This window comes from Arthrobacter sp. I3, from assembly GCF_000520575.1.
In the GTDB taxonomy this organism is placed as follows: domain Bacteria; phylum Actinomycetota; class Actinomycetes; order Actinomycetales; family Micrococcaceae; genus Arthrobacter; species Arthrobacter humicola_A.
This window is the reverse complement of record NZ_KI914928.1, coordinates 20,597-31,209: the sequence shown is the minus strand read 5'-3', so window position 1 is coordinate 31,209 and position 10,613 is coordinate 20,597. Positions and strand designations below refer to the sequence as shown.

Genomic DNA, 10,613 nt, shown 5'->3' with positions numbered 1-10,613 from the left:
CCGACGTGTTCGGCGTCGAGCTCTGGACCGAGTCCCTGCACTTCCTGCGGTTCTGCTGGAACCTCGAGCGCGCGGAATTGCTGGCCGGGCGGCTGGCCGGTTCCGGGGTCGGGATCGTCATGGACTTCAGCCATATCGTGGCCGCCGGCGAGGATCCGTTGGACTACCTCAGGCGCCATCAGGGCCGCATCGCCCATGTTCACTTGCGCGATGCCGTGCCGGGGAACATCAACCTCAGCATCGGCAACGGCCAGGCCGATTTCGCCGCCGGCCTGGAGGCCCTCGCGGCCGACGGCTACACCGGCCACTTCTCCCTGGAGCTGGAGACCCGGGACGTGACCCACGGGGAGCGCCCCGCGGCGGCCGCCAAGGCCGCGAGCTTCATCACAGACCTCATCTGAACCATCGATTGCTCCGCAACGGCCCTTTTGGACCGCCAAAACGGCGCTACTGGAGCAATCAATTCAATCAAAGACACAACACCAACCCAAGGAGCATCATGAGCACCATCCAGCGCACCGCCGTCCTCACCGGGGCAACCTCGGACCGGGGCATCGGCATCACCACCGCACGCCGCTACGCCAGCCAGGGTTGGGCCGTGGTGATACTGGACCTCGATGGCGAGAAGTCCGCCAAGGTCGCAGCGGAGATCGGCAACGAGTTCACCGTTCCCGCCTTTGGCTACGAGGTCGACGTCGCCAGCGAGGACTCCGTGGCAGCCGCGTACAACGCCGTGGCCGCCGAAGTCCGCTCCGGCAGCCTTCCCGCCGTCGGGGCCCTCGCCAACATCGCCGGCATCACCTCCCCGGTGCCGTTCCTCGAGACCACCCTGGAGCTCTGGAACAAGGTCATGGCCGTGAACGCGACGGGAACCTACCTTGTCACCCGCGCCTTCCTGCCGGACATGATCGCCAGCGGCTGGGGCCGGATCGTGAACATGTCCTCCGTCTCTGCCCAGCGCGGCGGCGGCGTCTTCGGCAAGGTGCCCTATTCCGCGGCCAAGGCGGCCATCCTGGGCTTCACCAAGGCCCTGGCCCGCGAAATCGGCAGCACCGGCGTGACCGTCAACGCCATCACCCCCGGCGCCGTGGACACGAATATCCGCGTGGGCAGCACCGAAGAGCAGGAAGCGGCCATCAACGCCGGAATTCCGCTGGGGCGCAACGCCAGCACCGAGGAAATCGCGGCCGTCATCACCTTCCTGTCCTCCGAGGAGTCCGCCTACCTCACCGGGACCACCATCGATATCAACGGCGGAAGCCACATCCACTAGCAGTCCCGCCGTTGAGAAGACCGCGAGCAGCTGAAAGAGCCCACGATGACCAGAATATTTAACAACCCGTCCGATTTCGCCGAAGAAGCCCTCGCCGGCTTCTGCGACGTCCATGCGAACCTGGTGCGCCAGGTGCCCGGCGGCGCCGTCCGCCGGTACCGGCCCCGCCAACCGAAGGTGGCCGTGCTGGCCGGCGGCGGCTCGGGGCACTACCCGGCCTTCGCCGGGCTGATCGGCACCGGACTGGCCGACGGCGCCGTCGTCGGGAATATCTTCACTTCGCCGTCGGCCCAACAGGCATACTCCGTGGCCAAGGCGGCGGATTCCGGTGCCGGGGTGGTCTTCACCTATGGCAACTACGCGGGCGACGTCATGAACTTCGGCATGGCCAGCGAACGGCTCGCCGCCGAGGGGATCGGGGTCGCCATTGCCGCCAACAAGGTGGACGGCATCCGGGCCGCGACCGCCCATGACTCCTTCAGCGTGGAGCGGTCCGTACTCTCCAACGACTGCCAGGTCCTCACGATGGGCCAGCGCGTGGTGGGACTGGAACTGGCACGGCGGCTCGCGCGGGAGTGGATCGGCTACACCTTCGATCCCTCGTCCGCCTCGGCGGACAAGGTCAAGGTGCTGACCGGCTACGAGGGATGCTGAGGCCTGCCCCGGGCCGCCCGGCCAGGCACGGGCCCGGCGTCTTCCAAGAAATGGTATCTATCATGAGCCCGTGCCGCCCCTTGATGTAGTCCTCACCGCCTGGCAGATCGACTGGGCCGCCGCCGCCCTGATCGGCGGCTCGGCGTTGCTGTATGCGCTGGGCCTGAGGGCCGCGACGGCGCGCGGGCACCGCCATCCCGTGTGGCGGACGCTGGCGTTCTATCTTCTGGGCCTTGGGTCCCTGACAGTGCTGACGTGCGGGTTCCCTGGCGTCTACAGCGCGCAGCTCCGGTGGGCCTTCACGCTCAAGATTTCCCTGCTGCTCTTCGTGGTGCCGCTGCTGATCGGCCTGGGAAAACCCATCTCCCTCGCCCGTGCGGCCCTGCCGCCGCGCGGCGTCGGCCGGCTGAACAGGGCGCTCGCCCACAGTGCGGTGCGGTTGGCCGGCAACTCCATGGCCGCCCCGCTCCTGGGCCTTGCCCTCTTCTCCACCTTCCTGACTCCGGCGTTCTACACCCTCCGCACAGCCGCTTGGGCCGAGGCGCTCCTGACGGTCGGGGTCCCGCTGCTTGGCATGATGATGGCCCTGCCGATCATCGAGGACGCGGACTTCCGCCGCTCCAGCGCGTTCTTCATCATGGAGTTCGTGTTTGTCTTCATCGAGTTGCTGGTCGATGCCGTGCCCGGGATCCTGCTGCGCCTCAACGGCCAGGTGCTGGATCACGTCGCATCGACGCCGTCTGCGCTGGGCTGGTTCCCCAACGCCCTGCGTGACCAGCAGCTGGCGGGGGACGTCCTGTGGTTCATCTGCGAAATTGTCGACTTGCCCCTGATCATCCTGATGTTCATCCGCTTCTCCCGCAGCGACAAACGCGAGGCCCGCGGCTTTGACGAGCTCACGGATTCCCAGCTCGATGAACTGAATGCGGAGCACCTGCGGCGCGGCCGCTAACTCCCCGCGCCCCGGGTGGGGCGCTATGCCACGCTGACCTTGATCCGCTGCACCACATTGTTGCCCATGCCCTGGTAGTTCCATTCCGGTTCCAGCGGCTGGACCGCGCCGCTGGCATCCGTGGCACGGCAGGAGAGCTCGTGTTCGCCCGGATCGGCCACCCACGGCATCGACCACGCACACCACGCGAACGGCGCTGCCGGGGGCTCCAGATGGGCCGCGGCCCACTTTCCGTCGATTCCGACGTCGACGCGCTGCACGGCGCCCTGCCCGGACCAGGCCCGGCCGGTGAGCATCACCGGTCCCGGGGGCAGGATCCGGCTCCGGGTGAAGAAATCCGGGACACCCGGGGGCACCATGAGCGAGCGGACCTTGATCCAGGTGACCGGGGTTCCGGGATCCTCGGCATCATGCTGGTAGCGGTACGCCACCGCCTGCTGGAAACCGTCATAGGGCTTGGTCAGAACCTTGATCGAGGTCAGCCACTTTACGCTCGCCATGCCGTACCAGCCGGGCACCACAAGCCGGAGCGGATAGCCGTGCTGCGGCGGCAGGTCCGCGCCGTTCATCCGGTAGGCGAGCACGACGTCGGGGCGCAAGGCCTCCTCGATCGGCAGGCTGCGCGCGTACTGCTGGGCGACGCCGCCCTGGCTGCCGGCGTCGGCCCCGGTGAAGACCACCTCCACGGCGTCGTCCTCCACTCCGGCCCGCGTCAGCAGGTAGGCGAGCGGGACGCCGGTCCACACGGCGGTCCCGACTCCCTCGAGTACCCACGGCTGGCTCAGCGGGCGGGGCCGCAGGAGGGACCGGCCGTTGCCGGCGCACTCCAGGGTGACCGGGAGGGTGATGCTCGGTGCCCGGAGCAAGGCCCGCAGGCTCAGTTCGAAGGACCGCTGCACGGCGCCGCCGATCCACAGATGCCAGTGTTCGGCGTCGATGAACGGGATGTCGAAGTGCGTGAGCACGTAGTGCAGTCCGGGCGGTGTGGTGTCGCTCCGCAGGGCCTCGAGCGGCATGGAATGGTTCCGCACGGCGAGCTGGAGTTCCTCCGCCGTCAGCGGGCCGTGGCTCGGTTCGCCGGGATGCGCCCGTGGTTGTCCGGCCTGCCGGCGCGGACTCTTCAGGACAGAAGAGTGTCTGGACATTTGCTTTGGCATGGCATGCCGCGATTCTTTCCGGACCAGCCCGGTCCCGGTCCTGTGAAGGACCCGCCGGTTTTACTAGGTATCACCTGGTCTCAGGTCTACGCCGCAGCCCGGAAACCGTCAACACCGGTCCACGCCGGCCCCGTCCCTTCCGATCCAGGGGCTACAGCGTGTGCGCCTCGGCCAGGAACTGCGCCAGGCTCAGCGGTTCCCGGCCCGTCAGCTCATGCACCGCCGACGTCGGACCGGCGAGTTCGCCGGCGGCGATGGCCGTGTAGGTGCTCACCCAGGCGTCCACCTGCCACGGCGGGGCGCCGTAGGAGGCGCGGGACCCGTAGGCCTCCGCCAGGGTCTCGTTGTGGAAGGTGATGGCCCGGCCGGTTCCGGCGGTCAGGAGTTCGGCGGCGCGGGCCAGCGAGATGTCTTCCGGGCCGGTCAGGTCATACGTCCGTCCCACATGCAGGGACGGGTCCCGCAGCACGGTGACGGCCGATCGGGCAATGTCTGACCGCGCCACGGCAGCCATGGCGCCATCTCCGGCGGGGCCGCGGATCACGCCGTCCTCGCCGGCCAGGAGCGGCAGGAAGTCCAGGTAGAAGTTGTCCCGCAGGAACGTGTAGTCCATGCCGGAGGCCTTGATGCGCTCCTCGGTCGCAAAGTGGTCCCGGCCCAGCGTGAACGTGGAGTCCGGCGCCGCGCCGAAGAACGAGGTGTACACGATGTGCTGGACGCCCGCTGCGGCCGCGGCATCGACGAAAGCGTAGTGCTGCTGCAGCCGGTCCTCGGCCTCGGCTGCGGAGACCATGAACAACGTTTTCGCCCCGGCCAGCGCCGTCTTCGTCCGCTCCGGCTCGGCGTAGGTGGTGACGAAGGGGACGGCGTCTTCGAGCTCAGGTGCCCGGGCGGCGTCCCGCACCAGGAGCCGTTGCTGGCTGCCGGCCTGGGCCAGCAGCCTGGCCACCAGGGCGCCCAGCTGGCCGGTGGACCCGGTGACGGCAAGCTCGGGAGCGTCGGTCATGGTCATGGTCTAGGCCTCGCGGGAGGCGGGCGACTTGGTCTGCGCGGGGTCGCGTTCGGCCAGCGAGCCGATGACGGCGTCGATCTTGTCCATGATCACCGCGTCCAGCTTCACGCCGGCTGCCGCGACGTTCTTCTCGATCTGCTCCGGCTGGGACGCGCCCATGATCGCGGAGGCCACGTTCTTGTTCTGAAGCACCCAGGCGATGCTGAGCTGTGCCATGGTCAGCCCGGCCTCCTCCGCGATCGGCTTGAGCTGCTGGACGCCGGTGAGGACCTCGTCGGACATCCAGCGCTCGATCATCCGCGAGCCGCCCTTGGAGTCCGTGGCGCGGCTGCCCTCAGGGGCAGGCTTGCCGGGGTGGTACTTGCCGCTCAGCACGCCCTGGGCAATCGGGGACCAGACGATCTGGGACAGGCCCAGTTCTACCGACGCCGGAATCACCTCGGCCTCGATCACCCTCCACAGCATGGAGTACTGAGGCTGGTTGGAGATCAGTTGGAAGCCCAGTTCCTTGGCGAGGGCATGGCCGTCGCGGATCTGGTTGGCCGTCCACTCGCTGACCCCGATGTACAGGGCCTTGCCCTGCCGCACGATGTCCGCGAAGGCCTGCATGGTCTCTTCCAGCGGCGTCTCGTAGTCGTAGCGGTGTGCCTGGTAGAGGTCCACGTAGTCGGTCTGCAGCCGGGTGAGGGAGCCGTTGATGGATTCCATGATGTGCTTGCGGGACAGGCCAAGATCGTTGTGGCCCTTGGGCCCGGTGGGGCCGAAGACCTTCGTGAAGATTTCCAGCGATTCGCGGCGCTCGTCCTTCAAGGCTGCTCCGAGGACCGTCTCCGCCGCCGTGTTGGCGTACACGTCGGCCGTGTCGAAGGTGCTGATACCGGCGTCGAGCGCGGCCCGGACGCACTGGGTGGCGACGTCGTTCTCCACTTGGGAGCCGTGGGTCAGCCAGTTGCCAAACGTGATTTCTGAAATCTTGAAGCCGCTGTTCCCGAGGTATCTGAATTCCATGGGTTCCAACGTAGCGGACTTGCCTGCCCGGGGTAAGGGCTCAGCCGGCCTTGCGTTCCTGGACCGGCTGTTTGGCCTTCCCGGCCGGCGGAGTGCCGCGCAGCGCCACGAGCGATCCGGTGTCCAGCAGGGACTTCGCTGCGGGCATGGGCGGCTTTTTGAACGCCCGCGGGACGGCGCCAAGTGTTCCATTGGTGTCCGTGGCTGACTGCACGAGGGCAGAGACTTCCGTGATGTCCTGTGCCGGTGCCAGGGGGTCGGGCAGGTCCCGGACGGTGACCCGGACGGCGGGTCCGGCCTCGGCCCTGGCCCTCGCGGCGGCGCGGGCATCGGCCCGGGCCACGGCGGCCGCCCACTCCGGGGACAGCGCGGGTTCCTTTTTGGCTGCGTTCCGGGCGGGACGTGCGGGCTTCGCGGCCTTGGCCGGACGGTGCGGCGCCGGCTCTTCCGCAGCCCCATCTTCCTGTGATACCGGGGTTCCGCGGACGAGCCCGGCGACGGCCAGGACAACGACTGCCGCCAGTCGGCCGATTCCTGCGAGTACGAGGGTGGCGGCGAAGACCAGGAAGAGGCCGAGGAACATGAAGAACGCCACGCCGAGGGTCCCGAAAAAAGTCAGGTTCAGCGCAATGGTCGTTGGATCTTCCATGTCACCTCTCCTTGCCGGCCTGCTTCAGCGTGGTCCCTGCCGCAAGCACGCGGCGGGCAGGAGCCCCCTTAACAATACGTACTTTTCGCTGGCACCGTGCCGCCCCCGGCAGTCGTGGCGAATATGTGTCAAAGCCGTTATCCGCGGGCGGGGCACGGGCCCCGCCCGCCGGGCGTCTATAGTCGGAGACAGCCCCGCCGGCGTCGTCCGGCCCGCCGGAAGGACACCTTGTGACGCACGCCGCAGCAGCCGATCCCGAGCCCGCCGGAGCATCCGGCACGGACCGGTCCGCGAGTATTCCGGAAGCGGCATATTCCGCGCCTTATGAGGGGAACTGCCCGTGCCTGTCGGGCGAGGCGTATGTGCACTGCTGCGGCCGGTTCCATCGCGGGGACGCCGAGGCGCCTACGGCGGAGCAGCTCATGCGCTCCCGGTACAGCGCCTTCGTGGTCCGGGACGCGGGTTACCTGCTCCGGACCTGGCACCCGGACACTCGGCCCGCTGAGCTGGAGTTTGACTCCGGCATGCAGTGGCGACGCCTGGACATCCTCTCCACCGGCCGCGGCGGCCCGCTGGACAGCGAAGGCACCGTGGAATTCGCGGCACACTACCGGCACGAGGGCGAACGGGGCCTGCACCGCGAAAGCAGCCGCTTTGTGCGCGTGGACCGGCGCTGGTACTACGTAGATGGCGTCGTTGCCGGCTGAGGCTTCCGGGCTGACGCCGTCGCGGCTAGGGGCGCCCGGCTGAGTTGTCCCGTGCTGAGTTCTCTCCGGCTGAGTTGTCCCTGACGGTCTGGTTCTCAACCGTTGCTGCCGGGCTGAAGCCGGCCCGGTCCACCCTGCGGTGGAAACGCATTCCCGCGAGGCCGCCCAGCACTGCGCCCACCAAAGCCACCGCGGCCACGACGATCGCCGCGATGATGCTCAGGGTGTTCAATTCGCCCTCGTTGATCGGGATCCGCGGGAAGCTGTTCAGGTTGGCCAGGATGTTGAAGCGCTGCCCGGCGACCAGGCCCAGCACGGCGACGACGATCGCGGCGATCAGGGCCCAGATCCAGACCATGAAGCCCTGCCTGGCGCCGTTGAAGCGGGCCATCCGCCCGGCGACGTATCCGCCGCAGTAATAGGCGACCAAGAGGATCACGAGCAGCACGATGATGCCGGTCAGCCCGACCGTCTGGTTGCTGGAGGCCTGGTCGACGGCGTCGTTCACATCGGTGTTGGTGGCCAGTCCGACGGCGGTACCGCCGGCAGCGACCAGCGCGGTGAGCAGCACGGCCGTACCCGTGGCCGTCAGCCAGCCGAAGAATGCCGAACCGACCTTGATGCCGCCGAACTGTTCCTTCTCGCGGGCCACTACCGTCTCGCGCGTGGGGATCTCTTCCACGACAGTGTCGTGAACAGTCTCGCGGACCGGTGCGTCGCGGACGGGGTCGACGTCGCGGACCGGTGCCTCCCGGACGGGGTCGACGTCGCGGACTGCTGTAACGGGACGGGTTGTGGCGTCGTCCTGCGCGGCGTGGCGTGTTGTCTTGTCGTCGGGGCCTGCGGTGCTGCTCATGAGGGCTGCTCACTTTCGCTGAATGACCGGGCACCCTGGAGGTGCCGGTCTGGCGTCAACCTAACCACGGCGGAATCCGGTTAGCAAGGATGCTTACTATCGGTGGCGGCGGCCCGTCAGCGGTACTTGCGGTGCAGGTCCTCCCGGACGGAGGCACGCAGGCTGGCGTCCGCGATCCACGGACCGGTCCCTTCGGACTGGTCGAGGATCCCGGCCTCCAGCCAGGTGTAGTCCCCGGCCAGTGTCTTGCGGGCCAGGGCATGGTCGGCGTCGTCGGTGTTCCGCCACAGCCGGTCGAAGTATTCGTCGACGCGAACGCGGGCCTGTTCGCAGTACGCCTCGGCGAGTTCGTACGCGGAGGCGCCGCGTTCCGGCTGCGTCCGCAGCAGCATCTCGGCGCGCGAACAGCAGGCGGCCATGGCAAACAGCTCCGCACCGATGTCCACGATCCGGCCCAGGAACGCCTGCTTGTGCTCAAGTTTGGCCTGCCACCGGCCCATTCCATAGAAGGTCTGCCGGGCCAGGCGCCGGGAGGAGCGCTCCACGTAGCGCAGCTGTTTCGCGAGCCGGCCGAAGTCGCTGTAGGAGCGCGGGTCCATGCCGGCGCCGGCCACGAGTTTGGGCAGCCACTTCGCGTAGAAGCCGGAGGCTCCGACGGCGGCCTTCGCCTTGTCGGAGAGGCGGGCGTCCTCCGAGGCGAGGTCTCCCGCGGCCGCCAGGTGCGCGTCCACGGCTTCACGGGCGATCAGCAGCCTCATGATTTCCGAGGACCCCTCGAAGATCCGGTTGATTCTCATGTCGCGGAGCTGCTGTTCCGCGGCGACGGCGCGCTCGCCGCGGGCTTCGAGGGAGTCCGCCGTTTCAAAGCCCCGGCCGCCGCGGATCTGCACGAGTTCGTCCGCGATGAGGCAGCTGATCTCCGTGGACCACAGCTTGGCCAGGGCCGCCTCGATCCGGATGTCTTTCTGCCCGGCGTCGGCCATTTCCGCGGAGAGTTCAAACACGGCGTCCAGGGCGAAGGCGCTGGCGGCGATGAAAGCGATTTTCTTGCCCACTGCCTCATGCTGGCCGATCGGCCGGCCCCACTGGGTGCGGGCGTCGGACCATTCGCGGGCGATCTTCAGGCTCCACCGGCCGGTGGCGACGCACAGCGCGGGGATGGAGAGCCGGCCCGTGTTCAGCGTGGTGAGGGCGATCTTCAGGCCCTGGCCTTCCCGGCCCAGCCGGTTGGCGGCCGGGACCCTGACCTGGTGGAAGCGGGTGACGCCGTTTTCGATCCCGCGGAGCCCCATGAAGGTGTTGCGGTTTTCCACGGTAATGCCGGGGGTGTCCATTTCGACCACGAACGCGCTGATGCCGCCTTTATTGGCGGTCCCGTCCGCATCGGTGTGCGGCGGCACGAGGGCCATGACCACGACGAGCTCGGCGATAACACCGTTGGTGGTCCAGAGCTTGACGCCGTCCAGAAGATACGACTCGCCGTCGTCGGAGAGGACGGCCGTGCTGCCCATCCGGGCGGGGTCGCTGCCGACGTCGGGCTCGGTGAGCAGAAAAGCGGTGACGGCGCCGGCGGCGCAGCGGGGCAGGTATTCACGCTTCTGGGCCGGAGTGCCAAAGACCTTGACGGGCTCCGGGACGCCGATCGACTGGTGCGCGGAGAGCAGGGCGCCGAGGCTTGGGTGCACCGAGCCCAGCAGGGCCAGGGCGCGGCCGTAATACACGAGCGTGAGGCCCAGACCGCCGTATTCGCGGGGAATCTTCATTCCGAACACACCGAGCTCCGCCAGCCCCTTGAGATAGTCGTCCGGGATCCGGTCGTCGCGTTCGATGGTTTGCCCGGACATCGTGCGGCAGTAGGCGGCCAGCCGGGCCATGAACGCCTCGCCGCGTTCGACGTCGTCGGCCGGAGCCTCGGGCCACGGGTGAATCAGCGACAAATCGAAGCTGCCAAGATAGAGGCCCTTCGCGAAGCTGGGCTGGGTCCAGCTGGTTTCGCGGGCGGCCTCGGCAATGGCGCGGGCGTCGGCGGCCGTCGCGTCGGGGCCGACGTGCTCAGGGGCCCCGGCGGCCGCCGGAATCGGAATGCCTGATGTTGGAGAATCTGACGCTGGAGTACCGGGTGTGGTGGCGGGGTCTTCGATGGCGGAGCTCACGGGGCATCTCCTCTAACCGGGTGACCGGCTTGAGCCCTGGATCCGCCGCGGGTGGAGGACCCTTCAGCTGTCCCGCAATACTACTCGCGGGTAAGTGCCTGTGCTAGGGGAGGCCTGGCCCGGAAAGTCGGACCGGAAGTCCGTGCCGAAGTCGACCTGGAAATCGGCGGGCATCTCCACCGTTGAGGCGTG

Annotated in this window: 11 protein-coding genes; 5 read left to right on the top strand and 6 right to left on the bottom strand. The window is 68.2% G+C overall.

The annotated features are described in order from the left end of the window. From Y706_RS25310 to Y706_RS0112715, 4 genes are all read left to right on the top strand, one after another. Nucleotides 1-401, top strand: a 401-nt coding sequence (locus tag Y706_RS25310) for a sugar phosphate isomerase/epimerase family protein (RefSeq protein ID WP_156945142.1), incomplete at its 5' end; no start/stop codon positions are given. Between the two features lie 98 nt (nucleotides 402-499). Then, a complete protein-coding gene (locus tag Y706_RS0112725; protein ID WP_028276880.1) occupies nucleotides 500-1,273 on the top strand; it encodes an SDR family NAD(P)-dependent oxidoreductase in 774 nt (257 codons plus the stop codon). A 45-nt stretch (nucleotides 1,274-1,318) separates the two neighbouring features. Further along, the gene (locus Y706_RS0112720) at nucleotides 1,319-1,927 is read left to right on the top strand and encodes an RpiB/LacA/LacB family sugar-phosphate isomerase (RefSeq protein ID WP_028276879.1); all 609 of its coding nucleotides are present in this window, start codon (nucleotides 1,319-1,321) and stop codon (nucleotides 1,925-1,927) included. A gap of 70 nt (nucleotides 1,928-1,997) precedes the next feature. Next, complete coding sequence (locus Y706_RS0112715; protein WP_028276878.1) at nucleotides 1,998-2,879, top strand: cytochrome c oxidase assembly protein; 882 nt, start codon at nucleotides 1,998-2,000, stop codon at nucleotides 2,877-2,879. A 23-nt stretch (nucleotides 2,880-2,902) separates the two neighbouring features. Here Y706_RS0112715 and Y706_RS0112710 read toward each other — a convergent pair whose 3' ends face one another. From Y706_RS0112710 to Y706_RS25305, 4 genes are all read right to left on the bottom strand, one after another. Continuing rightward, nucleotides 2,903-4,024 (bottom strand): sulfite oxidase, encoded by a 1,122-nt coding sequence (locus tag Y706_RS0112710; protein WP_028276877.1) that lies wholly within the window; start codon nucleotides 4,022-4,024, stop codon nucleotides 2,903-2,905. Nucleotides 4,025-4,187: 163 nt separating this feature from the next. Next, nucleotides 4,188-5,042, bottom strand: coding sequence for an SDR family oxidoreductase (locus Y706_RS0112705; RefSeq protein ID WP_216699133.1), 855 nt, complete (start codon nucleotides 5,040-5,042; stop codon nucleotides 4,188-4,190). 9 nt (nucleotides 5,043-5,051) lie between these two features. Beyond that, nucleotides 5,052-6,056 (bottom strand): aldo/keto reductase family protein, encoded by a 1,005-nt coding sequence (locus Y706_RS0112700; protein WP_028276875.1) that lies wholly within the window; start codon nucleotides 6,054-6,056, stop codon nucleotides 5,052-5,054. A 40-nt stretch (nucleotides 6,057-6,096) separates the two neighbouring features. Beyond that, nucleotides 6,097-6,705 (bottom strand): hypothetical protein, encoded by a 609-nt coding sequence (locus Y706_RS25305; protein WP_043436103.1) that lies wholly within the window; start codon nucleotides 6,703-6,705, stop codon nucleotides 6,097-6,099. A gap of 296 nt (nucleotides 6,706-7,001) precedes the next feature. Here Y706_RS25305 and Y706_RS0112690 point away from each other — a divergent pair, with 296 nt between their 5' ends. Beyond that, on the top strand, nucleotides 7,002-7,412 hold the full coding sequence (locus Y706_RS0112690; RefSeq protein ID WP_043436116.1) for a YchJ family protein: 411 nt from the start codon (nucleotides 7,002-7,004) through the stop codon (nucleotides 7,410-7,412). Nucleotides 7,413-7,437: 25 nt separating this feature from the next. Here the strand turns inward: Y706_RS0112690 and Y706_RS0112685 are convergent, their stop codons facing one another. Further along, entirely contained in the window at nucleotides 7,438-8,268 is an 831-nt protein-coding gene (locus Y706_RS0112685; RefSeq protein WP_028276873.1) for a hypothetical protein, read from the bottom strand. A 116-nt stretch (nucleotides 8,269-8,384) separates the two neighbouring features. Then, nucleotides 8,385-10,346 carry an acyl-CoA dehydrogenase family protein gene (locus Y706_RS0112680; protein ID WP_156945141.1) on the bottom strand — a complete coding sequence of 654 codons (1,962 nt, stop codon included), beginning with the start codon at nucleotides 10,344-10,346 and terminating at the stop codon, nucleotides 8,385-8,387. Nucleotides 10,347-10,613: the final 267 nt, after the last annotated feature.